The organism is Burkholderia sp. BCC1996, assembly GCF_905339955.1.
Classification (GTDB): Bacteria; Pseudomonadota; Gammaproteobacteria; order Burkholderiales; family Burkholderiaceae; genus Burkholderia.
This window is the reverse complement of record NZ_CAJPHM010000006.1, coordinates 371,171-394,252: the sequence shown is the minus strand read 5'-3', so window position 1 is coordinate 394,252 and position 23,082 is coordinate 371,171. Positions and strand designations below refer to the sequence as shown.

Annotated in this window: 20 protein-coding genes; 3 read left to right on the top strand and 17 right to left on the bottom strand. The window is 59.4% G+C overall.

From position 1 onward, the window contains the following. Window positions 1–12: 12 nt before the first annotated feature. The 4 genes from U4Z64_RS11770 to U4Z64_RS11755 all read right to left on the bottom strand — a co-directional run bounded on the left by U4Z64_RS11770 (window position 13) and on the right by U4Z64_RS11755 (window position 3,928). Complete coding sequence (locus tag U4Z64_RS11770; RefSeq protein WP_321820039.1) at window positions 13–1,029, bottom strand: glycosyltransferase family 4 protein; 1,017 nt, start codon at window positions 1,027–1,029, stop codon at window positions 13–15. A 5-nt stretch (window positions 1,030–1,034) separates the two neighbouring features. Next, window positions 1,035–2,000, bottom strand: a complete 966-nt coding sequence (locus U4Z64_RS11765; RefSeq protein ID WP_321820038.1) for an SDR family oxidoreductase — start codon at window positions 1,998–2,000, stop codon at window positions 1,035–1,037. After that, the gene (locus U4Z64_RS11760; RefSeq protein WP_415750566.1) at window positions 1,997–2,830 is read right to left on the bottom strand and encodes a glycosyltransferase family 2 protein; all 834 of its coding nucleotides are present in this window, start codon (window positions 2,828–2,830) and stop codon (window positions 1,997–1,999) included. Before U4Z64_RS11760 ends, U4Z64_RS11765 begins: the two co-directional genes overlap by 4 nt. Before the next feature lie 813 nt (window positions 2,831–3,643). Then, window positions 3,644–3,928 (bottom strand): hypothetical protein, encoded by a 285-nt coding sequence (locus U4Z64_RS11755; RefSeq protein ID WP_321820036.1) that lies wholly within the window; start codon window positions 3,926–3,928, stop codon window positions 3,644–3,646. Window positions 3,929–4,378: 450 nt separating this feature from the next. On the opposite strand from U4Z64_RS11755, the gene U4Z64_RS11750 reads away from it, so the two are divergent. From U4Z64_RS11750 to U4Z64_RS11740, 3 genes are all read left to right on the top strand, one after another. Then, window positions 4,379–5,509 (top strand): hypothetical protein, encoded by a 1,131-nt coding sequence (locus U4Z64_RS11750; protein WP_321820035.1) that lies wholly within the window; start codon window positions 4,379–4,381, stop codon window positions 5,507–5,509. Between the two features lie 358 nt (window positions 5,510–5,867). Beyond that, entirely contained in the window at window positions 5,868–8,294 is a 2,427-nt protein-coding gene (locus U4Z64_RS11745; RefSeq protein WP_321820034.1) for a glycosyltransferase family protein, read from the top strand. After that, window positions 8,291–9,268 (top strand): glycosyltransferase family protein, encoded by a 978-nt coding sequence (locus U4Z64_RS11740; protein WP_321820033.1) that lies wholly within the window; start codon window positions 8,291–8,293, stop codon window positions 9,266–9,268. The genes U4Z64_RS11745 and U4Z64_RS11740 overlap by 4 nt, the downstream gene beginning before the upstream one ends. Window positions 9,269–9,407: 139 nt before the next feature. Here the strand turns inward: U4Z64_RS11740 and U4Z64_RS11735 are convergent, their stop codons facing one another. From U4Z64_RS11735 to rfbB, 13 genes are all read right to left on the bottom strand, one after another. Next, window positions 9,408–10,385 carry a hypothetical protein gene (locus U4Z64_RS11735; protein ID WP_321820032.1) on the bottom strand — a complete coding sequence of 326 codons (978 nt, stop codon included), beginning with the start codon at window positions 10,383–10,385 and terminating at the stop codon, window positions 9,408–9,410. Between the two features lie 7 nt (window positions 10,386–10,392). After that, window positions 10,393–12,588 carry an FkbM family methyltransferase gene (locus U4Z64_RS11730; protein ID WP_321820031.1) on the bottom strand — a complete coding sequence of 732 codons (2,196 nt, stop codon included), beginning with the start codon at window positions 12,586–12,588 and terminating at the stop codon, window positions 10,393–10,395. Beyond that, the gene (locus tag U4Z64_RS11725) at window positions 12,585–13,442 is read right to left on the bottom strand and encodes a rhamnan synthesis F family protein (RefSeq protein ID WP_321820030.1); all 858 of its coding nucleotides are present in this window, start codon (window positions 13,440–13,442) and stop codon (window positions 12,585–12,587) included. Before U4Z64_RS11725 ends, U4Z64_RS11730 begins: the two co-directional genes overlap by 4 nt. Beyond that, entirely contained in the window at window positions 13,439–14,725 is a 1,287-nt protein-coding gene (locus U4Z64_RS11720; protein WP_321820029.1) for an ATP-grasp domain-containing protein, read from the bottom strand. The genes U4Z64_RS11725 and U4Z64_RS11720 overlap by 4 nt, the downstream gene beginning before the upstream one ends. Window positions 14,726–14,727: 2 nt before the next feature. Further along, the gene (locus tag U4Z64_RS11715) at window positions 14,728–15,423 is read right to left on the bottom strand and encodes a WbqC family protein (protein ID WP_321820028.1); all 696 of its coding nucleotides are present in this window, start codon (window positions 15,421–15,423) and stop codon (window positions 14,728–14,730) included. Next, window positions 15,420–16,511: a DegT/DnrJ/EryC1/StrS family aminotransferase gene (locus U4Z64_RS11710; RefSeq protein ID WP_321820027.1), complete on the bottom strand. Its 1,092-nt coding sequence runs from the start codon at window positions 16,509–16,511 to the stop codon at window positions 15,420–15,422. The genes U4Z64_RS11715 and U4Z64_RS11710 overlap by 4 nt, the downstream gene beginning before the upstream one ends. A gap of 529 nt (window positions 16,512–17,040) precedes the next feature. Then, a complete protein-coding gene (locus tag U4Z64_RS11705) occupies window positions 17,041–17,793 on the bottom strand; it encodes an ABC transporter ATP-binding protein (RefSeq protein WP_321820026.1) in 753 nt (250 codons plus the stop codon). Window positions 17,794–17,803: 10 nt separating this feature from the next. Continuing rightward, complete coding sequence (locus U4Z64_RS11700; RefSeq protein ID WP_321820025.1) at window positions 17,804–18,586, bottom strand: ABC transporter permease; 783 nt, start codon at window positions 18,584–18,586, stop codon at window positions 17,804–17,806. Between the two features lie 53 nt (window positions 18,587–18,639). Then, entirely contained in the window at window positions 18,640–19,548 is a 909-nt protein-coding gene (locus tag U4Z64_RS11695; RefSeq protein ID WP_321820024.1) for a glycosyltransferase family 2 protein, read from the bottom strand. Beyond that, on the bottom strand, window positions 19,541–20,425 hold the full coding sequence (gene rfbD / locus U4Z64_RS11690) for a dTDP-4-dehydrorhamnose reductase (protein WP_321820023.1): 885 nt from the start codon (window positions 20,423–20,425) through the stop codon (window positions 19,541–19,543). Before rfbD ends, U4Z64_RS11695 begins: the two co-directional genes overlap by 8 nt. 10 nt (window positions 20,426–20,435) lie before the next feature. After that, on the bottom strand, window positions 20,436–20,987 hold the full coding sequence (gene rfbC, locus U4Z64_RS11685; RefSeq protein WP_321820022.1) for a dTDP-4-dehydrorhamnose 3,5-epimerase: 552 nt from the start codon (window positions 20,985–20,987) through the stop codon (window positions 20,436–20,438). Further along, complete coding sequence (gene rfbA / locus U4Z64_RS11680) at window positions 20,972–21,865, bottom strand: glucose-1-phosphate thymidylyltransferase RfbA (RefSeq protein ID WP_321820021.1); 894 nt, start codon at window positions 21,863–21,865, stop codon at window positions 20,972–20,974. Before rfbA ends, rfbC begins: the two co-directional genes overlap by 16 nt. Before the next feature lie 11 nt (window positions 21,866–21,876). Next, a complete protein-coding gene (rfbB, locus tag U4Z64_RS11675) occupies window positions 21,877–22,938 on the bottom strand; it encodes a dTDP-glucose 4,6-dehydratase (RefSeq protein WP_321820020.1) in 1,062 nt (353 codons plus the stop codon). Between the last annotated feature and the right edge of the window lie 144 nt (window positions 22,939–23,082).

Genomic DNA, 23,082 nt, shown 5'->3' with positions numbered 1-23,082 from the left:
CGGCAGGAAACCTCAAGAGTTATTTTCGGCGGCCGACTGAAACCGGCGCCAGCGCATGTCGATTACCAGTCCGATACATGCCAGGACGCCGTACCACGCGAAGAACGACAGCCACTGCTGCAGTTCCGGGCGGCCCTTTGCCCACACGGCGACGATTATGCCTGCGAGCATGATGAGGTACCAATAAAGAGCGGTCCGGCGGTGACCTACGCCCGCTCGGACCATTCTTTGATAATAATGCTCCCGGTGCGCTTGCCAGAACTTTTCGCCACGTAACAGTCGTCTCAAAAGTGTTACAGATGCGTCGGCGATAAAGGGAGCGAACACCAGCGCCGGGAACCAGATCGGCCAGACGCCGGCCCGCCAGCCCCAATAGCCGAGCGCACCGGCCAGGAATCCGAGCGGAATCGAGCCAGCATCGCCGAGAAAGAGTCTGGCCGGGTGGAAATTCAGCAGCAGAAAGCCGAGCGCGGCGCCGGCGACGGCCGAGCCGGCCACGGCCAGATCCGGTGACGGCATCGGGCCAGTCAGCGCCGCGACCGCATATGCGCCGAAGCCGAACAGCGCCATGCCGCCCGCGAGGCCGTCGGCGCCGTCCATGAAGTTGTACAGGTTCGTCAGCCAGACCATCGCGAAACCGATGCCGGCCAGCAGCCACCACGGTGCGTCGGCCGGGAACACGGCGATCAGCGCGACGACCGCCGCGAGATGCGCCGAGAACCGCACGCGGGCGGGCAGCCCGCGCCGGTCGTCGATCTGCGACACCGCGGCGAGTCCGGCGGCGGCGATGGCGATCAGCCACAAGTGCGGCGCCAGCGCGAGCAGCGCAACGACGCAAACCGGGACGATGCCCCATCCGCCGACGCGTGGCGTCGGCAATGTATGGAGCGAACGGTCGTTCGGAATGTCGGTGGCAAGGCGCCACGCGAGGCCGGTCGCGAGCAGCATGCGCAGGATGGCCGTGGACGCGATGGCTGCGGCCAGCGCCACCGCGGCCGCTTCGGGCCACGTGGATATCGGGAGAAACATGGCGATTATTGTTGTGTGTCGCGCGAACGATACCATGCGGCCGTCGCTTCGAGGCCTTGTCTTGTCGTATAAGGCGGATGCCAGTCGAGCACGCGCGTGATCCGACCCGTATCGAGCTGGAGGCTGCCGGTCAGGCGGTCGATCGCCGCGCGGCGGCCGGTCAGTGCGCCGAGCGCCCGCAGCACGGCGGACGGGACGGCAATCAGCCGCGCCGGCTTGCCGAGCGCGTCGCCGACCAGGCGCAACAGGCCCGTGACCGACGGCGCGTCGTCGTCGGCGACGTGGAAGCATTCTCCGGCCGCGCGCGGATCGATCGCGCATCGCAGCAGTGCGTCGGCCAGGTTGTCGACGTAGACGATGCTGCGGCGTGCCGGGATGGAACCGAGCGGCAGCGGCATCCCGCGCGCAACCGCGTCCATCATGCGCAGGAAGTTCGCACGCACCGCCGGACCGTAAACCAGCGGCGGCCGAACGACCACGACGTCGAGCCCGTTCGACGCACCGAACTGTGCCAGCTGCCGCTCCGCGCGCAGCTTCGAGCGGCCGTAGGCATCCTGCGGGTCGGGACTCGCCGCTTCCGACAGCGGTACCCCGCCGTCGCTCTCGCCGACCGCCTTGATGCTGCTCGCGTAAACGATGCGGCGCACGCCATGCTGGCGCGCGGCTTTAGCGAGACGCAAGGTACCGGCGACGTTGGTCGCGTCGAATGCGGCGTCGGGGTCTGGCGACTCGTCGCGCATCACGTGCACGCGTGCCGCGAGATGAATGACGCAGTCGGCGGCAAGATCCGTTGGCCATCCCTCGTCGAGGCCATCGAAATCGGTTGCGTCGTGCACCCATTCACGCACGCCTTCGATGGTTGCGCCCGGACGCCTCACCAGGGCGGTCACGGTATGTCCGGCCTCCAGCGCGCGGCGGCATACCGCACGGCCGACGAAGCCGTTCGCACCGGTCACGACGAGATGACTCACCACAGCCTCCAGCCGAAACGGTTGTAGAACTTGAACGCGGATGCCGCGAACATGCGGATGTGCGCGAAGCCCTTGCGGGACGCGCCCCCCCCGTGATGGATCACGCGGACCGACGGCACATACGCGACGCGCGCGACATCGTGCGTGCGCAGGCTGAGATCGTAGTCCTCGAAGTAGAGGAAATAGCGCGGGTCGAAACCGCCCAGTTTCTTCAGCACTTCCGTGCGGAACAGCATGAAGCAGCCGCTGACGATGGGTGGATCCCAGACGATGTCGTGATCGTTGATCACGTCGCGCATTTCGTAGTGGGCGAGGCGGCCGGAAAACCACCGGCGCAAGCGCGCGGGCAGGAAGCCGCGAACGAGCAGATCGAACAGCGCAGGAAAACGTCGGCAAAGATACTGGACATCACCGAGATCGTCACCGATCCACGGTGTCAGCAACCCAACTGCCGGATGCTTGTCCATAAAATCGAGTGCTCGATCGAGCGCGTCAGGCGCTGCGTCGATATCGGGATTGAGTATCAGGTGAAAGTCGCCCTGTGCCGTTTCGATCGACAAATTATGACCACGTGCGTAGCCGACATTGCCATGACCGGTCAACACGGTACATTCGACGTCCGCTCTGTCAAATGCATTCCAGGCCGCCGCCAATTTCACCGCTTCATTTCCGTTGTCGACGAGACAAACCTTCACGACCAGTCCGGGGCGGGATTCTCGCAGCCTTCGACAGGCAGCAAGCAGGCTCGAGAAAGTCTGTGCAAGCATTGCCTCATCAGAGCGATAAGTTACGACAGAAACCGAAAGTACTGCGTCTGCAGACGTCGACAAATAGCTGGGACGAGGCTTAGGGAAAGGAGATACCACGTTTTCACGAAATCAAGGAAGGCATCGTCAAGTGTGCCACATTCCTCCGCACCCGCGACCAGACTTGTGTCATTTTCACGATTGTGTCGCCCCGGACGCGTAACGAGCTAGCTGGTATGTCGGCAGCGCTCGCCCCACCGCCTCACACTTAGACGTCACCACGGAATATCGTGACGTCCGAATGTGAACCGACGGATCGCTCCGACCTGAACTTCCTGGTCTTGCGAACCGATTCGTCCAGCGGCTTGCAAAAGTAGACCATCAAGTTCGCGGCCCGGCCTTCATAGGCGCTACCATAGCCAGAAACTAGCAATGTACGCTCGGTGTACTGACCAGGAACCGAACCAGCGCTTGATAATCCGCCTGGCTACACCGATGAATCAATACCTTGAAACACAGCACTGCTTCCCGACAAAACGATGGTTCACGCCGACGCATCCGGCCGACATACCGGAATCTCCAATCCGGACGCACTCCTCTCGCGATCTCGATCACGTGCCGAGACGTATCGAGGCCCAGGTACCGATTCAGGCTCAGCGGCTTGACCACCTTGAAATCACCATATCCGACGTCCAGCACACTACTTGCCGGCGTCTCGGCGCCCTGCTCGACAGGCAGTACAAGCTTGTATTCACGTTTCTCGCCTCTCGATCCGATCCCCGCTCCGGGAAGCGGCTATATCGCAATTTCCAGAACATCGTGCTTTCGAAACCTTGCCCGACCTACCTGCCAGCTCGACGGCCCGGATTCGGCGATCGCCAAGGAGGTGCCGACGGATCAAGCTTGTCCACCTCGTTGAGGTTGGAATCGTGATAGCGCAACAGCACGACGTCCTTCGCAGCATCGAGGTAGCGACGGCCGCCATTCGAAATGGATGTAGCAGTTGACGCTCGACACATCATAACGATAAGGAATATCGGCCATGTTGACTGCAAGCCACATGGATGCCTGGTCGGCATGAATCTTCTTGTCGACCTGCTCCGACAGATGCTTCGGAATGCCGAAGAAGAAGCCATTGAAGGTTCCGGCAAGCGTCAGATCCCTCGATGCGTCGACACGCATAGACTACGGCAGCGACTTCATGCCGGCCGCACCAGCGCCCCTCGAGCATCGTGACCGGCGGATTGGGAAGATCGACAGACTTCGCAATAACATGAATCGCACTCAGGAACTGGCGGACGTCGCCTAGCGCGGACTGGTAACACATCGTAATGAACTGTCGATCAACTCGTCGAGTTCCAATACATTCATCAATCGCCTGTTTATACAATGGCCCTTTGTCAGGTAATCCGGACCACGCATCCTGTCAGAACGTCGCTGCATATCTCGCATGACCGAACTGCCTGCCTCCGGGCAACGTCGGCACGCTCAACGGAAAAAGTAGCACTCACACCCTATTTAAACCCGATTTCCCCCATGCCCAATACTGCGTCAATCGGCTCATCCGTCCCACCTACCTTGATCGTGGTGCTTGGCATGCATCGGAGCGGAACAAGTGTGTTGACGCGAGCGATGGAAACGCTCGGCGCCGCTCTCGGCTCGAAACTGTTACCGGCAGAAACGGGTAATAACGACAAGGGATTCTTCGAGGACGTCGATATCAATCGGATCAACATTGAGGTCATGCACGCCGCAGGCTTCGATTGGGACGCTATGACCCCGATCGACCTGAGCCGCATCGACGAGCATCACCTGGACGAACTTCGGCTCAGGGCAGCTACCGTGCTGCGCGAGAAATGCGACAGCAAGATCTTCGCGTTGAAAGATCCGCGCATTTCCCGCCTGCTGCCGTTCTGGCAGCCGATTTTCGCCAGCCTGCAGTCCCGTGTCGTCTACGCAATCGCCGTGCGCAATCCGATCAGCGTCGCACGCTCGTTGGCCAAGCGCAACGGCTTCGCCGAGGAAAAAGCCCATACGCTCTGGCTTGCCCACACGGTCTCCGCGCTCGAAGCAACCGTTGGCCTCACGCGCACCCTTGTCAGCTACGATTTACTGATGAACGCACCTCGCCCGGAGCTGGAACGCGTTTCGTCGGAACTCGGTCTGCCACTAATCGATTCCGAGGTCGAGTCGTTCGAACGGACGTTTCTCGACGACAACCTACGACACACGCGATTCGACCCTCAGGATCTCCACCCTCTTCAGACGCTGCCACGGCAAGCGAAAGCGCTGTTTTCCGCGCTCGACGAAGCAGTTCGCAACAGGCTCCCGCCCGAAAACGTGACGCTCGGCACCGCGATCGCCAACGCGCGTACCTACCTCGACGACATCGAGCCACTCCTGCGATACGAATGGCAACTCGACCGACGCGCACACTCCGCACAGCAATCGGCCCGCGCGTGTAACGAAGCCCTCCAGGAGCAGATCCGTGCCACCGAGTCGCTCGCGTCAACTATCGAATCGCTCAGCAGCGCAATTCGCGCCGGCGAACAACAACAACAGACATTATCGGAAACGTTGCAAAGCATCCGGACACAATTCGAGGTCGCCCGTCAGACATTGGCGGCTTCGGAGATAGAAACGGCGACATTGCGCGCCAAATTCGAAAGCCTGCTCAAGTCGCAGGCGGAAATACTGACGTCAACCAGTTGGCGCGTGACATCGCCCTTGCGTGCAGTCAGACGCTTGCTGACGCGAATCTGATAGGCACGCGACGTCAGGCAGGCGGGGAGCGACTCAGTCGGGGACGCAGACAACGCGCCGATACCGGAACACGCGCGCGCGGACTGGCCGACAAGACCATTTGCGAATCGTTACGCAACTAGCATCGCTGTCACAATTGCCGCACGATCGCGCCTGCGTCCTCGCGGGGAATCGCGAATGTCAGGCCAGGCCGGCCTCCGCGCCCGGAATTTTCGTGATGGCCATCCGTCCCTCGCGAGGAACACGATAAAAGGCGTAAGGTAAAATACGGCTCTTCACCGATGTGCGTCATCCGGTGGACGATCCCGCCCCACGGAAGTACTAGGCGTTACCTAACGCTACCGCCTGAGAGTATCGAATGAATCCGGCCATGTTCCGCATCCTCCTGCTTGACACGAAATATCGCAACCCGAACCATTACATCTGCCTTGCGGTGCTCGGTGCACTCAAGCGCCATCCGGAAGTGGAATTCGTTGCAAAGGCCGATCCCATTGACGCCATGTCGATCGCCCATGCAAATCGCTGCAACCTGTTCATTGCGTTCGATGGCGAGGAACTGAACGCAACGCTGTGCGCGCAGCTCGCGCGCGCATGCGGGCGGGCCGTGCTGTGGGTGACAGAAGATCCTTACGAGATCAACGTCAACGTCCGGAACGCGGAGATCTTCCATCTCGTGTTCACCAACGACTCGTCGAGCGTCAACGCGTACGGTACCAAAGGCAACCATCTGCCGCTCGCAGGCTCAACGGAATTTCATTCGCTCCCCGTCTGCCCGGAAGATCAGCCGCTGCGATACGAGCTATTTTTCGCGGGTACGGCCTGGCCGAATCGAAGCGCCTTTCTCAGGTCTGTCCTCAAGCGCTTTCCGTCCGACTGGAAGTGCAAGATCGCATTGCCGACCAACCAGTTCCTGCCGCCGCACGGCGTCGATATGCCGGAAAGTGCGCTGTCGTGGCGTACATCTCCGGTCGATTTCGCGAGATTCGTCAATCGCAGCGCGATCACGCTCATGCTGCCCCGCGTTTTCTCCGCATCGGGCGGTCGAGAGTTTGCCGAAACACCGCCGCCCCGGCTGTTCGAGGCCGCGTTGGCCGGTGGCGCCCAGATGATTCACGAATCTCTGGCGGAGGTCGATCGGTCGTTCGTACCCAATGACGAAGTCATTATGTTTTCGTCGGAACAAGACTTCCTGGAAAAAGCGACACGACTCATCAACGATCGACCGTATCGCAACGCGATCGCCGAGGCGGCCAGAAAGCGAGCCCTTGAGCAACATACGTACGACTGCCGAATCCGCAAGCTTCTCGATCGCACAGCCAGCCTCCCGGCCGCGCAGATCGAACCCATACGCGAAAAGACGCGCACATTGCTGTTTGTCACGCACAATCTGATGAGTCGCGGCAACTTCGGCGGAGTGGAAGTCTATCTCGACCGCCTGAGACAAGCGCTGGGCAGTGAGTGGAAAATCCTGTTCTATGCACCCGACATGAAGGGGCAGAAATCGACTCACGTGCTGTCGGAGAACCACGACGAGATTGCGCATTTCGAGTTCGCGAGCGGCTATTCGCCCGCGCTGCTGACTTGCGGCGAACGTGAACGCGCGTTCCGCGAAGTGCTTCAGCGACACGGTGTCGACCTCGTCCACTTTCACCACTTCATCGGCCACGTGCCGTCGCTGGTTCATGTGGCGAAAGAGTTCGGCGTGCCGACCGCCTTTACCGCACACGACTATTTCGGCGCCTGCCACGAATTCAACCTGCTTTCGCATCAGGGTAGGTACTGCGGCGCACCGGATATCTCGATCTCGCAGTGCGACGTGTGTCTCTGGCACAAGCAGCACATCGTCAGCGGATCGCAGGCGACCCGTCGCGCGTTCTGGAACGATGTCCTTCGTCACCTGGACATGATCGTCTTCAATACCGCTTTCAGCCGGAACGTGTTCGAGCGGATCTATCCGTCCGTGCGCCAGCACCCGCACGTCCGCGTTCTGCCGGTGCCGGTCCCGGATGGGGAGGTCGCCCGCCGGCAATCCATGACGAAACCCCTGAAAGTCGCTTTTCTCGGCAACGTGACGACGCAGAAAGGAGGCGACGTGCTCGCACGTTCGCTGCCGCTGTTAGCGAATGCGCCTGTCGAGTTTCACATTTTCGGCAGAATCGATCCAAAGTATGCGTGGCTGTCAAAACGGGACAAGCATCCGAACATCGTCGTTCACGGCCCTTACACACCGGACCAATTGCCAGACGAGCTTCGTCAGTGTCAAGTGTCGCTGCACATCTCTATCTGGCCGGAGACGTATTGCCTGACGCTGTCCGAAGCATGGCAACTCGGGCTCGTGCCGATCGTCACGGATATCGGCGCACTGGGTGAGCGCGTCGCGCATGGAGTGAACGGCCTGAAGATTCCACCCGACAGCGAAGGTGCGCTCATCGATACGATCCATATGCTCGTCGATGCACCTGACGTGCTCGAAACGTTGCGGACCGGCGTAACGGAGCAGGCGTATGCGCAGGTGACGGAGCATGCCGACCGACTCCGCAGCGAATATGCGTCCCTGCTGTCCGATACGTCGCGCCGTATTGACCCCGACCTGAAGCTGACCCACACACCGATTCAGGAACTCGGCGTCGTTCTTTCCTCTCCGAGCTGGCAAATCGGCACGGAGCAACCGATCATCGGCCATTCGTATGTCGCCAAGGCCAAACGTCTGCGTCGCTTCTACCAAGCAAACGGACTTCGGTCGACGCTACACATCCTTGCCAACCGCATCAGAGCAGCGCGATGAACCACGCAATCAATGTACTCGTATCCGGCGCATCGCCCGATTCGATCAACAATAACGCCACGCTGCGCAACTATGTGTGCAACGGATTCAAGGCGCTGGACTCCGTCGGACGAGTTCGTGAATGCTCGCTGGAAAGTGCGGCGGCCGTCGCCCGCACCGAATCGTCCGATCTGATCGTCGTGTTCGGATCAGCCATGCCTTCGGTCAGCTACTACCTGGACCTCAAGGAAGCAGCACTCGACTCTGGCGCATGCGTCGTCTTCTGGCTACATGACGACCCTTACGAATTCGACTACTCGCAGAAGATCATTCCGCTCGCCGACATCATCTTCTCGAATGATCGATGGAGCGCCACGCACTACAATCATCCGAACGTACATCATTTGCCGCTAGCCGCCGATCCGGATGCGCACTTTCATACGCGTGCCCAGTCGATGGCCCGAGACGTGTTCTTCTGCGGCGTCGGCTTCCCGAACCGGATCCAGCTGCTGCGCGACTGCGCCAGTTCACTGCAGGGATTCAAGGTGGAAGTAACGGGGGCCGAATGGCCCGGCGACCTGCCGTTCGCAACGAACCGGCGCATTCCCAACAGCGAGCTCCCCGCTCTCTATTCGAGTTCGCTGATCACGCTGAACATGGGGCGCCGCCTCGACCTCGGCAACGAGCGCTTCAAACTCGATGCATCGACCCCTGGGCCTCGCACGTTCGAGGCCGCCGCTGCCGGCACCGTGCAATGTATGTTCGTGGAAGGGTTGGAAATCGACGACTACTACAGTGAAGCGAAAGGGGAAATACTGCTTTTCGACACACCCGCCGAGCTGCGCCAGCACATAGAAATGCTGCGGGATGACGGGAAACGCGCGACGGAGATGGCGCTCGCTGCTCAACGACGTACCCGCAACGATCACACGTACAGGAACCGGGCCGAACGCATCTTGGCCTGCGTAAGCGAGCTTGACAGATCTCGCGGCTAGCCGACATCGGGCGCATAAACGCAAATGCCGCCCCGCTCGACTAATTTGCGCTTCCCCGCCATTGTAGAGTCGGATATCGATCCTTTGGGCGTCCAGTCGCGCCGCGGTAGCAGTCAACGCACCGCGGTTCGCAGCGGCTTCAAGCGATTTTGATTCGAGCGACGATTTCATCCATGTCTGCACGGCCGTATCGATGATCGATCGGCAGATGCAAGCAGTTTTTCGCAAGGTGCCGCTCGAAAGGCGTCGCCCGCGAATCGTCCGAAATCCCGGCCCAATACCGAGGCACAAAGACTCCCTCCGCAATGAGGAAGCTCCGGACACGCTCCCCGTCCTCGCGCAAATGCGGGTAGCACAGCGGCACGAAATGCTTGTCAGAAAGCGCCTGATCGATTACCGGCGCCAGTTCGTTCGCGGCGCCGATCGCGTCATGCAGGTATTCAAAGTTCTCCCGCCGCTGCCGCGCGAAACCCTCGTAATCCAGACCGCCCAGCAGCGCCTGCGAAAGCGCCGACATGCCGCGCACGGGCGAACCCGAGAGCGCATGCTCGGCACGCTGAAACCCTGCATACCCCGCAGGAGCGCCGACATCGAGTCGCTGCAGCAGGTAGGCGCTTTCCTCCCACGATACGTATGCTGGCGGTACCTCGAGAGCAAGATCACTGTACAGGTACGCGCCGTCAGGCACCCCGAAAAACTTCCGGGCGCTGTACAGGGTATGCATGCCGTCGACCGCGGGACTGAAGAACGCGTGAACGTTATCGACGATCGAGTTTTCGGGAAGCCGGGCCGCCGACGCCGACTTCAAGCCAAACAGGTTGATGAAGTAATAGATCGAGTCGGCCGTATCGACCTCCGGAAGAATCGGCTCGAGATTCCCGTCGATTCCATAGAAGCGCATCTCAACATCGGTATGCACCTCCAGTGCCTCGGCCACATCCGGACAATTGAAGCGCGGCAGCAACAGCGTCAACGGTCGGTCAACGGCCTCCCGCAACGCCTTGCAGACACTGATAAGCGCACTGCGCGCCGTGTTGTACCGGCGCCCTTCCTCATGAAAGTGGCGCCCTTGCCGTACATCAAGTCCAAGGTAACCGCCGATCTCTAGCTTTTTCACGATCGAGTCAAGCCTGCTGTTCAGAAGGCGGCGAGCCGGCGTTGGAGTCCCGACGATTCGCCGTAATCGTATATACCTGGTTGGCCGCAGAATCGAGCCGCGCATTTACCGAGAAACCAGCCCCTTGCAACGACGCGATCAGTTGCGCCGGATCGCGGAAATGGCTTTCCACAATAAACTGATCGATTTTCGACAGCAGGCCCGCGGCTTCCAGATTCTCGACAATCGCAAATTCGGAGCCCTGCGTATCGCATTTGACGAGAATCTTCTTGCCCGGATTTTCCTCCAGGATAGTGGCCAGTTCCGTCGACGCCGGCACCACCTCGACTTCGATCTTGTCGTGCGTGCGACGCCCGAGGCTCGTCGACTGACGCAGGTACGGAAGCAGGACCTCGTTATCGGTCGAGAACGCCGTCGACCAGTCCGGGATGAATTCCAGCGTCTTGAGATCGAAGCTGTCGGACAACCCGATCTGTTTCAGGACGATCGGCGTGGCCGATACGTTGTACTCGAAGTTTTTCCGCGCAAGCCGCGCTGTCGGATTGGCCGGCTCAAACGCATACGACTTCACGATATTGCCGAATCGTTTCGTCAGGTAGATGCTGACCAGACCGAAGTTGCAGCCGACATCGACCAGGACGTATTCGCTCGCCGGATCAATATCGAAGTCGTAGTCGCGGCGAACATAGACCTCATACAGCACACTGTAGAACTCTCCGCCAAGGTGTCTGAGGAACGCACCGTCCGGCGTAATCACCCCTCTCGCATCCGCTTCGAGATCCAAGAAACGGAAGTCATGACGGAGCTCGAGCTCGCGCTTGATATTCAGATCGTTTTCAGCCACATCAAGGACGGAGCCAGGTCGATAATCGACCTCACCGTCGAACAGGCTCGAGAGTTCGCCGAGACTCCGTTGATTCGAGTATTCGCTTGCCACGAGCGAATGCAGTTCCGCCGCCTGGGTCGCGTACGCATCCGGCGACGCAGCCAGTTCGCGAATGGCTGCCGGCAGTTGCTCGAGCAACTCGGTCCACCCGAGATAGAGCGTTTTCGCTCCATGAAAGCGCTCGGGGAAGAACGTCGAGTTATAGATGGCGAACGAAACGCCGCCACCCAGTACCGGTTCGATGAAATAACCGTCCAGCCCTTCGCCGAAGGTTAGCGAGAACATCGCGCGCGAAGCCAGGTCGAGATACTGGTCCACCGACATGTTCTGCACGGTCACGAACTTGAACTCCGGCAACGCGGCTTCGAGCGTCTTGACGACCTGTTCACGCGTGATTCCATACGGATCACCTTCGATCGGATCGGGTGACAGCATGATCAGGCGTTCCTTCTCTTGCTGTGCCTTTACTGCGACCGGCGGCAGGAACGGCGTCAACTGCTTGAACGGCACGCCGTAACGCGACGACGAACGCTGCGTGCAATATCGCGTATGTGCCGTTGTCACGATGACATTCGGCGACAGCGGGAAGAGCGCACCCTGAAGATCACTCGGGCTCGGCATCAGATCGTCGTTCTGGTTCATAACGACGATCGTCAGCTTCCGTCGCGTGAGCAGCCATTCACGCTCGGCGGCGGTCAGCTTCGCTGCGAATTCGATGCTGAAGACCTCGGGCAGGAAGAGCCATACGTTCTCTGCCTTCGACGCTTCCAGGATGTATGGGAATTCGATCTGTGGAGCGGCTGCCTGGAAAAACGAATGCTTCACTGCGTCGATGCCAAGCGGAACGCCCGACACCACCACCCGGGTCGTATCCGAATCCGCAAAGAGCGCACGAGCATTCGCGACGAACCGATTGATCGACAGCATGCCGCCACCGACAACATCCCGGGCGACGTTGAAAAATACGATCAGGCGCTCGGCCGGTGCGACCGCGGCGGAGAGTTCGCGCTGCCGGCGATCGTATTCGATGAACGTCTGCGGACTTTGCGAGAAGCGATCAGCGAACACATCCAGAGTATGGACATCCGCCAGCTCGACATGCCGCGCCCGCAGCCGGTCGAGAGTGAAGCTCCTGCTGGGCGCCCGCCCTTCGGCCCAACCATATCGAATGAAATGCGTGAAGGGGTCGATCTTCGCCACCCGAACATCAGCATTCTGCTCGAGATACCATTGCTCGTCGAAAATATCGCGCAATGCTTCGTAACGGCGCGCATTGACGGTAGTCTTTAGTTTCGAAATGACGTGATTCAGCTTCATTGCGCGCCCCTGGTCACCCGATCCTTGCCAATCCGCGTCTTCAACAGCGATGCAACCGCGGGAGACATATTCTTGATCAGCCGATTTATTCTCGCATCCAAAAAATCGATCTGATAATAGAACTGGGAAAACAATTTCTTCTTGATATAGGGCAACCCAAGGTCGACCAATTCAAACGCGTCCATCGTGTAAATCGATGAATGCTTGAATACCTTGTCAATGAACACCTGATACTCGACCGCATGCCGAAAGACCGATCGACTGAAGCCACGTTCGTATCGATAGCAAACCTGCAGCCGGTCCGCCTCAGGCTTCACGGTTTCGAAAAGATTCTGAACGAAGGGCTGAAGGAAGAGCTCCCGTCGGAAGATCCAGAAAGAGCTCGGAAACATCGCCGACTCAACCTGCACGTCCTGATTGACCAGATAATCCGACAGTTGGACAACTGGACCGTTGTAGTGCTCGTCCAGAAGCAGCATCGCCCCGAAACGCGCGCGCGACCGCTCGAAGGCGGCAAAATACGGTTCGAGATCTCCGACCAGGATCGACGAGTTGTTCACGATGACGATCTCGTCATAGCACGACAGTTCGTCCAGCCCCACCTTCGAGATCAAGCGTTTCCAGGAACCGAAATCATATTCCTCGTGCTTCTCGAAACCGGCAAACCGGACGTGCGGCCGCACGCGGGCAAGCTCTGTCTCAGGGAAGTCTGCTGCATCGACGAAGTAGAAAACGTCTCCCAACGCCGCCAGCTTCTGCAGGTGATATAGATCGAAGTCGTCGACCTTGTTATCCGGGTAATACGCCGCAAACAGGAAACAGCGGCTCGACCTTTCTGCAACTACGTCGTTCATTTGATCCATTTCTGAAGCACTTCTGTCGTGTCGACATCGAATACCGGAATGCCGTGCGCAGCCTGAACGGCACACCGCTCGGCATACGCATTGTCGATAAAGACGGCTCGCCCCGGCCGGATGAAATCAGCCTTCGGTTCGCCATTCTTCAGGTGCACAATCTCCGCAAACAGGTCCTCGGAGATGGCATTGTTCTTGAGCGATGTCTCCAGATCGTATTCGTGCCGTGTCATCAAGACGATCTTCTTACCATCGTTCCTCATCTGATACAGCAGCCGGACGATGTCGACATTCACGCCGCTCGGGCACGTGATCGTGTCGTCGTAGTCGACATAGGCCGTGTCGTACTCGTAATTGATGTCGTACCGGTTGGTGAGCGTGCGATCCATGCGCACGCGATACGGATTTTCCTGAACCGCCACATCCCGCCCCATCGCGGCGTAGACGCTCAGCAGCGGCAGGTTCACGCCACGCGCCCGCGTCAGGTTCTGCGAACCCGCACATCGAGCCGAAATCTCGAGAAGTTTCCATTCACCCGATACGCTCCGCTTCAACTGGAGATACCACATCCCGAGAAACTCAAGGCGATCGTTAATGGTCGACGCGATCTTCATGATCTCGTCGCTGGCCTCGATTGCCGTACCTGCAATCGAAATGCCACCGAGCGTACGCTCGCGCGTTCTCGGAAAAACACCGAGCAGCCGGCGGTGTCGGTCGGTAAAGCAATCGACCGTCAGTTCGTCGCCCGGCAAATACTCGCAGACGACTTCGTTGTCCCAGTGGATCCGTGCCACCGCCGCTTCGCCCGCCTTGATCAACCGGGCACCGACAGACCCTTGGCCACGCGCGGGCTTGACGAAGACGGGAGCATCCCCGACATCGCCCAGACTTTCGAACACGCGCGGTGTAAACGTGCAATCGGCAAAAAGCAAATACGCGACCTTCTTGTCCCTGCATGCGGCAGCCGTGTTTTCGCTCGGGATCAGGCACTTCCGAGCGATCTGCCCCCGCATCTGAACCATGTATTCGACGACGGTGTCGTGGGTCGGGATGATCAGATCTATGTCCCACGCTTCGAGCAACGCATTGAATTTGGGCAGAAACTCTGCAGCCCCGATATTCGGCAGCGTGTTGTTGTAGTTGGAAAAAATGTGATGACCGAAACGCTCGACCGAGCAGGCCCCGAACAATTTGATGTTCACCTGCGAGGAAAGCGCCGCGTGCACCTCCGCGGAGTTGATCTCCCCTGCCGGGAAAACCAAGACGTTATAAGGCCGGGACATAGTTATGCTCTGCGCGAAATAAGGTACGAACAAATGCTCTGCGGTGCACACCACATCAGAACATCGATGATCGAAAGACTCGGAACGAAATCGAACCCGGATACCGGGTAGGTCAGATCCAATACAGGCGTAAAGCTCAGCTCAAGGCCCTGCCGAGAAAACACCTCGGGGTCGTAGAGTTCGCGCCCCCCCGGAAGATTCACATACTGCGTGGCCCCGACCGCCTTGCAGACGCCGATGACCTTCTGAACCGCGTCCTGATCGCGCGCGTACTCGAGCTCGCTCGATCGAGTAAAGCGGCAGTCGAGTCCGAGGTAGGCTGCCGAGCGCTTGATTGAATTCGCGGCGGCGTTTGCCAGATGATCGTCACTCGACTCGAACGTTTCGTTTACCAGAGCAACGACATCCTTGTAGTAGGGAGCACGTCGATACGCCTGCAGTAAGCTGTTCGTCCTGGCGAGATCTCCGGCCTTGTTACTCAGCCTGATTTCCTTGACAGGCGTTCCCAGCGGAGCGCCCTGCACGGATACTCGAACGTACTCCCACTCCTTGTTCGGTGCCAGAATCCGGTTCCGGTTGTACCAAGAGTTCTTCGAGAAAGCCGCATCGTCGTAGAACACGAAAAGATCCGACGACACGACAAGGTCAAAGTAACCGAGGTACGGAAAGAAATACGGCTGCATCAAGGCTGTTTTCACGACTGCTTTGCCCGCGCTTCTTTCAGGAGTTGGACGATACATTGTGCGATACGTGTCGCATCGTGACTGTACAGTTCGCCGTAGAACGGCAAGCACAGGACTTCCTGCGCAGCCTGGACTGCATTCGGCAACTCGCGGCTATCGTGTGCGTCCCGATAGCATTCGAAATCGGTCACCAAGGGATAAAAATACTTGCGCGCGAAGATGTGCTCCATCTTCAGGCCTTCGTAGACCAAATCCCGGAAACCGCGAATCCTGACTGGAAAATACTGGTAGGAGCCGACCACGTTGTCCGGCAACGGCACGATCTCGATTTCGGGCTCATCGCCCAAAATCTCATGGTAGATTGCCGCTACCTTCTTGCGCGCGGCAATCTGCTCGTCGACCAGTCGAAGATTGAGGTCGCCGAAGAGCGCGTGCAGTTCGCTCATCTTGCCGTTCATCCCGACCGCGGCAACGACCTCTTCGCTTCTGATTCCGAAATTTCGGAAATCCTTGGCGGCCTGCGCAAGCTCGGCGTTCGCCAGGGATAGCGCTCCGCCTTCGATCGAATTGAACAGCTTCGTTGCATGGAATGAATAGGCCGTCACATCGCCGAAGCTGCCGATGTCACGACCATCAACTTTCACGCCGAACGCGTGCGCGGCATCATAGACCAGCTTCAGGTCGTGCGTCTTTGCGAGTTTCTCGAGTGCGTAGACATCGCACGGGTAGCCGTACACATGGACGGCAAGCACGCAACGCGTCTTCTCGGTGATCTTCGCCTCGATCGCGTTGACGTCGATAGTCATGTACGTCGGATCGATATCGACGAATACGGGTACGAGACCCATCAGCGAAATAACGTGGCTGGTCGCCGCGAATGTGAAGGGTGTCGTAATGACCTCGGCCCCCTTCGGCAAATCTAGACTTGCCAGCGCAGCCAGCAGCGCGGAGGTACCGTTGTTGAACAGCACGAACTCGGCGCCACCCAGACGGGCATGCAGGTCCTTCTCCAGCCGCTGATGCAGCGGCCCGGCGTTCGTTACCACCCCTCGCTCGTAAATTTCCTTGATTCCGGAAATCAACTGATCAATGTCAGGCAACATTGGCTTGGTTACATAGATATTATTCGACGTCATATCCTGGCAAATAATACGTGTTGTTTCGTGATGCTTCCATGTAAGCCAGCGAACGTTCGGTATGCCGATCTCTTGCTTGCGGCTCGGAAGAGTGAGTGAATATGCTCGATCGCGCCCCACACTCCAAGCGTGCTTGACGGAGACGGGGATCGCCCCCGGGTTCTGGGGATCTGAACGACATGAGGTGTCGGGAGAGCGTCAGAATTTTGGAAATATTTCGTAATACTGCCAACTTTACTTGGCAAAGTCTGCCGTAAACGAAGTGCTGACGCCATATCTTTCGCAAATTTCTCCTGTTCAGGCAAGATCCGGAAACATTGCTTGCGCATCGCGCTCCATTCGATCGCAATCTGCGAGAACAACGCAAAGTTGGCACGCTCGGCCGGCCTCTTCAGGTAAGCCGGGAAAGAATCTCGGTAGCCGCTCCTCAATCCGGAAACCTCCGAGAATCTTTCGCCATTCATCAGTCTTGCGATCCAACCGCGCCGGCCCACGACTATCCGGCGACTTTCTTCTCGTACGCGGAAACCACCTCTTCGACGGGGCCAAACGCCTGCACCCGTCCGCGCTCCATCCAGAGCGCCTTATTGCAGACCTTGCGAATTTCCGCGTTCGAGTGCATTGCAAGCACAACGATTTCAGCCCGGCTGTGCAGATCGGCCAATCGGGTTTCGGCTTTGTGCATGAACGATGAGTCTCCAACTCCCATCACTTCGTCGAGCAACAGAATCTCGGCATCGACTGCGGTCGACACGGCGAATGCGAGCCGCACTCGCATCCCGTTGGAGTACGTACGAATCGGCAGGTCAAGATAATCGCCCAACTCGCAAAATTCGGCGATTTCCCGCTCCTTCGCTCGAATTTCCTCGTCCGACATCCCGAGCAGCAAGCCACGCAACCGGATGTTCTGCATTCCGGTCGAGTTCTCGTCCATGCCCAAGCTGATATCCAGCAGCGGCACCACCTTTCCTACACGTGTCAGCGCGCCAGCCGTGGGAGGATAGATGCCGGCCATTGCACGGAGCAGTGTCGACTTTCCTGCGCCGTTGTGGCCGATCAGCCCGACCCGGTCGCCGCGTTCGAAACGCACATTCACGTCGTCGAGCGCACGCACGACAATCACGCCGTCGCTACCTTCAGCGATTCGGTTGCGCCGGCCCATGCGAAGCACCTGCTTCTTCAGGGAGCGCCCCTGGACGTCGTAAATCGGCAGGTCGAGGGTTACGTTCTTCAGTTCGATGTATGCCATATCCTGTTCCTCACACCCAGTACGGAATACGCTTCAGGAAGCGTCCGGTCAGCAGCAGCGCGAGCGGCCATCCGATGACTGCCATGCCGATCGCGACTGTCCAGGTCAGCGTGCTCGGCATCTGTCCGATCAGCGGACCGCGCACGACAGCGATCAGATAGGTGAGCGGGTTCCATTCGACGATGAACGAAAAACGGTTCAGAGACTCCGGACGGAAAATGATCGGGGTGACGTAGAACGCGACTTGGAGCAACGCTGCGATGATCTGCGGCAGATCACGGAAGCGAGCGGACAACAACCCGGCAAGCATCCCGATCCACAATGCGTTCAGTATGTAGATCAACAGGCCGGGGATGAAGAGAGGCAGGATCTCCCATTCCTTCACGCCAAAGATCGCCAGCAACACAATGATGATGACGAAGTTATGTGCGAGCACGATCAGATTTCGCCACACTACCTGCAGCATGTAGATCAGTTTCGGCGTGGCCATCTGGCGGATGTACGACGCGCTATTGATGTACGCAATGCTTCCTTCCTGGATGATCTGTGAAAACAAGCCCCAAAGAACGATGCTGGATGCCAGGAAAGGCAGGTATTCGTTCAGCTTCTGCCCGAACAGCGTGCCGTATACGACACCCAGCGACGTGATCATCACGCCCATGCTGATCGTGAGCCAGAACGGTCCCAAACGCGAACGCGCATACCGTTGCCGGATTTCGAGCCAGCCGAGCAGTGTCCACAATCGCCACGACGCGATGCTTTGTTTGAGGTCAGCGAGTGATTGAGTCAACATGCAAGCCTTCAAGTATGAATAAATGCAATTCGAGAAGCGACGGCGGCACGGTATCAAAGCGCCCCGGTACGACCAATGAACCCGTGCCAGATGCCCAGAAACGACAACCGCAGATGCATCAAGCGGGGACGCATGAACAGGCCGTAGATCGCGAGCCGGAACGGCATTTTCACGAGCTCCGTCGATTTCCAGCTCCAGGGCACGTAATCCCGTTTGATCAGCGCTACAGCGTTGCGAAACAGATAGTAGTGACGCACCGGGCCGTGCCCCGGATAATTCCTGCCAAATACGCGCACAGGTTCGCCGCCGAGTTCATGCGCCAGCCTCAGAGCCGGTGCGCCCAATACCGCATACCCCTTCGCGCGCGCACGAACGCACCACTCCAGATCTACGAAGTCGATAAACAACGACTCATCCATCGGGCCGACGTCATGCCAGACGGCGAGATTCACGCATGAACCCGACGTGATCAGAAAGTCGACACCGATCGATTGCGTACCGGTCGGTTCGATCCGCTTCAACTTCAGAAATCCGAAACGGACAAAAGGTGCGACACCGCCCAGACGGCCATCTTCATATGCGGGCCCGACAACTGCCACGCGTGCATTACGGGCACGCTCGGCCGCGAGCGTTCGCGGAAGCTCCGTCAACAACTGCGCAGCAGGCCGGCTATCCTGATCGAGCAGGATCGCGCTTGTGCAACCCGCTTCGACCAGACGCCCGATGCCTTGGTTGAGCGCTGTCGCGATACCCAGGTTGGCGCCGTTCGCCACATAATCGACCTGCGGGTCGAGACCCAACGTCGCTGCACCAGATACTTGCTCTGTATTATCAACGACCACGCACGGCCACACCTGCGCAAGCCGGTTCGCGTGCAACACGCACGCGCGGTCAGGACGGTAGAAGACGACGACGATGCCCGCTCGTTCTCCGGTTGCGGCATGTCCGATGGCGTTACTCACTCAGACAAAGCCGCAGCGCATCATCCCAGGCGGGCATCCGCAAACCGAACGTCTTGGTCAGCTTGTCGAGCGCCATTCGCGAATTGGACGGGCGCTTCGCAGGCACCGGATAGTCACTCGCCGGAATCGGCACGACCTTCGGCGCTTTCTCGCCCATCGCGGCCGCAAAAATGGCTTCAGCGAAACCATGCCACGAGGTCGCACCGGCCGCCGTAAGGTGGTAGACGCCGGAGCGCTTCGCCCACCATTCAGAATCCTGGGCTGCCAAGCCCTGAGCCACAAGATGTGACGTAGCCGCGGCAATCGTCCTGGACCAAGTAGGTGCACCGACCTGATCCGCCACGACGCGCAGTTCCGGCCGCTCGCAGCCAAGCTTAAGCATCGTCAGTAGAAAATTCTTGCCACGCCGGCCGTATACCCAGCTCGTGCGCAGGATCAGATGCGCGCACCCGGTCGCGGCAATCGCCTGCTCGCCCTCGAGCTTCGTCAGCCCGTACACATTCTGAGGATTCGTCGGGTCGGCCTCCACATACGCGTCCGCCTTGGTGCCATCGAACACGTAGTCGGTCGAATAGTGAATCAGCGTCGCACCGCTGCGCGCCGCCTCTTCCGCAAAGACTCGCGGGACGTCGGCATTCAGCCTGCGTGCCGCCGCAACGTCGGATTCCGCCTTGTCGACGGCCGTATAGGCGGCCGGATTCACGATGATCGACGGCTTCAGTTCCCGCACCAGCGTACGCAGGCGATCGAGATCGGACAGATCGAGCATCGACCGGTCGCACGACACGACACGGCCGAGGCCCTGCAGTGCGCCCAGCAGCTCGAATCCGACCTGGCCATTGACACCCGTGACGAGGATCGTTGGTTCCTGATTCATGTTGGCGGTTTCAGGCATAAACGTCGGCGTCGCTCAATCGCTTGCCCGCGGCATCCTTCGCGGCCAGCAGCGGCTCGAAATCGATTGGCCATTCAATGCCGATCTCCGGATCGTTCCAGACGATGCTCCGCTCATACTCCGGGAACCAATAATCGGTGGTCTTGTAGAGAAACTGCGCCGACTCCGACAACACGACAAACCCATGCGCGAAGCCGGGGGGCACCCACACCTGCCGATGGTTGTCGGCCGACAGATGGACACCGACCCACTTTCCGAAATTGGGAGAGCTCTTGCGAATATCGACCGCGACGTCGAAGACTTCGCCTTCGACTACGCGCACCAGCTTGCCCTGGGCATGCTGGATTTGATAGTGCAGACCGCGCATCACACCCTTCGACGAACGCGAGTGATTGTCCTGCACGAACTCAACACCCGGCTCCACTTGCTCGGCAAACTCCCGTGCATTGAAGGTCTCGAGGAAAAACCCGCGCGCGTCGCCGAACACTTTCGGCTCGATGATCTTGACTTCGGGCAGCGCCGTCGCCGTTACTTGGATGGCCATGCGACTTGATCCGTGAGAATGTTCTTGAGGTACTGCCCGTACGCGTTTTTCGAGAGCGGCTGTGCCAGCTTCAGCACTTGCTCCGCGTCGATCCAGTTGCGGCGGTAGGCAATCTCTTCCGGGCACGCGACCACGAGACCCTGCCGCTTCTGCAGCGTCGCGATGAAGCTGGCCGCCTCGATCAGCGAATCGTGCGTGCCGGTATCGAGCCACGCATAGCCGCGCCCCATGATCTCGACGTTGAGCGCACCGTCCTTCAGATACCGCGAATTGACATCGGTGATTTCCAGCTCGCCACGCGGCGACGGCTTGATGTCGGCCGCGATGTCGCACACCCGGTTGTCGTAGAAGTACAGGCCGGTCACCGCGTAGTTCGAACGCGGCTGCGCCGGTTTCTCTTCGATCGACAGCGCGCGGAACGACTTGTCGAACTCGACGACACCATAACGCTCTGGATCGTGCACGTGATACGCGAACACAGTCGCGCCGGCTTCCTGCGCGTTCGCACGCTCGAGCTGCTTCGCGAGATCGTGGCCGTAGAAGATGTTGTCGCCGAGAATCAGCGCCGACGGATCGTTGCCGACGAATTCCTTGCCGATGATGAACGCCTGCGCGAGGCCATCGGGCGACGGCTGCACCGCATACTGGATGTTCATCCCCCACTGGCTGCCGTCGCCGAGCATCGACTCGAAGCGCGGCGTGTCCTGCGGCGTCGAGATGATCAGCACATCGCGAATGCCGGCGACCATCAACGTCGACAGCGGGTAGTAGATCATCGGCTTGTCGTACACCGGCAGCAGTTGCTTCGAGACGACGTGCGTGATCGGATACAGCCGCGTGCCCGAACCGCCCGCGAGGATGATGCCTTTACGTGCCATCGCGTGTCTCCTCAAGCGCGCTTCGCGTAGTTGGTTTCGACCCACTTGCGGTACTCGCCCGACGCGACTTCGTCGACCCACACCTGGTTGTCGAGATACCAGTCGACAGTCTTTGCCAAGCCCGTTTCGAACGTTTCCGCCGGCTTCCAGCCAAGTTCACGCTCGAGCTTGCGCGCATCGATCGCATAGCGGCGATCGTGGCCCGGGCGATCCGTCACGTAAGTAATCTGGTCGCGATACGAACCGGCCGCCTTCGGGCGCGCCTTGTCGAGCAGATCGCACAGCGTATGCACGACCTCGAGGTTCTTCTTCTCGTTCCAGCCGCCGACGTTGTACGTCTCGCCCGGCACGCCGCGCGCCAGCACTTCGCGGATCGCGCTGCAGTGGTCGCCCACATAGAGCCAGTCGCGCACGTTCTGGCCGTCGCCGTACACGGGCAGCGGCTTGCCGGCGAGCGCGTTCGCGATCATCAGCGGGATCAGCTTCTCGGGGAACTGGTACGGGCCGTAGTTGTTCGAACAGTTGGTCGTCAACGTCGGCAGGCCGTACGTGTGGTGGTAAGCGCGCACCAGATGATCCGAGCCGGCCTTGGTCGCGGAATACGGGCTGTTCGGTGCGTACGGCGTCGTCTCGGAGAATTGCGGGTCGGTCGCGGACAGCGAGCCGAACACTTCGTCGGTCGATACGTGCAGGAAGCGGAACGCCGCCTTGTCAGCGTCGTTCAGGCCGTTCCAGTATTGGCGGGCGGCTTCCAGCAGCGTGAACGTGCCAACGACGTTGGTCTGTACGAAATCGGCCGGGCCGTGGATCGAGCGGTCGACGTGGCTTTCTGCGGCGAAGTGCAGCACGGCGCGCGGCTTGTGCTCGGCGAACAGTGCGTCGAGCGCGGTACGATCGCAGATGTCGACGCGTGCGAACACATGTTTCGGATTGCCGTCCAGTGACTGCAGCGTACGGAGGTTGCCGGCATAGGTCAGCTTGTCGACATTGAGCACGGCCTCGTCGGAATCGCGCAGCCAGTCGAGTACAAAGTTGGCACCGATAAAGCCCGCGCCGCCCGTAACCAGAATCATGAGACTCCCTCAGTAGTAATGCGCGGCGGACGCCTCCAGGCGGTCGCCACGTCAAAATTCGAAGCACTTGGCGATGGTCGCCAGATCAGACCGGGGAATTTTAACCGGTCGACATGTCCGCCAAAGTCATGAAATGCTAATTTT

Bases quoted from the DNA above. Each gene is read 5' to 3' on its own strand.
- U4Z64_RS11770 (WP_321820039.1), bottom strand. From the start codon at position 1,029: ATGTTTCTCCCGATATCCACGTGGCCCGAAGCGGCCGCGGTGGCGCTG.
- U4Z64_RS11755 (WP_321820036.1), bottom strand. From the start codon at position 3,928: ATGCGTGTCGACGCATCGAGGGATCTGACGCTTGCCGGAACCTTCAAT.
- U4Z64_RS11750 (WP_321820035.1), top strand. From the start codon at position 4,379: ATGGAAACGCTCGGCGCCGCTCTCGGCTCGAAACTGTTACCGGCAGAA.
- U4Z64_RS11745 (WP_321820034.1), top strand. From the start codon at position 5,868: ATGAATCCGGCCATGTTCCGCATCCTCCTGCTTGACACGAAATATCGC.
- U4Z64_RS11740 (WP_321820033.1), top strand. From the start codon at position 8,291: ATGAACCACGCAATCAATGTACTCGTATCCGGCGCATCGCCCGATTCG.
- U4Z64_RS11730 (WP_321820031.1), bottom strand. From the start codon at position 12,588: ATGAAGCTGAATCACGTCATTTCGAAACTAAAGACTACCGTCAATGCG.
- U4Z64_RS11725 (WP_321820030.1), bottom strand. From the start codon at position 13,442: ATGAACGACGTAGTTGCAGAAAGGTCGAGCCGCTGTTTCCTGTTTGCG.
- U4Z64_RS11720 (WP_321820029.1), bottom strand. From the start codon at position 14,725: ATGTCCCGGCCTTATAACGTCTTGGTTTTCCCGGCAGGGGAGATCAAC.
- U4Z64_RS11710 (WP_321820027.1), bottom strand. From the start codon at position 16,511: ATGTTGCCTGACATTGATCAGTTGATTTCCGGAATCAAGGAAATTTAC.
- U4Z64_RS11705 (WP_321820026.1), bottom strand. From the start codon at position 17,793: ATGGCATACATCGAACTGAAGAACGTAACCCTCGACCTGCCGATTTAC.
- U4Z64_RS11700 (WP_321820025.1), bottom strand. From the start codon at position 18,586: ATGTTGACTCAATCACTCGCTGACCTCAAACAAAGCATCGCGTCGTGG.
- rfbD (WP_321820023.1), bottom strand. From the start codon at position 20,425: ATGAATCAGGAACCAACGATCCTCGTCACGGGTGTCAATGGCCAGGTC.
- rfbC (WP_321820022.1), bottom strand. From the start codon at position 20,987: ATGGCCATCCAAGTAACGGCGACGGCGCTGCCCGAAGTCAAGATCATC.
- rfbA (WP_321820021.1), bottom strand. From the start codon at position 21,865: ATGGCACGTAAAGGCATCATCCTCGCGGGCGGTTCGGGCACGCGGCTG.
- rfbB (WP_321820020.1), bottom strand. From the start codon at position 22,938: ATGATTCTGGTTACGGGCGGCGCGGGCTTTATCGGTGCCAACTTTGTA.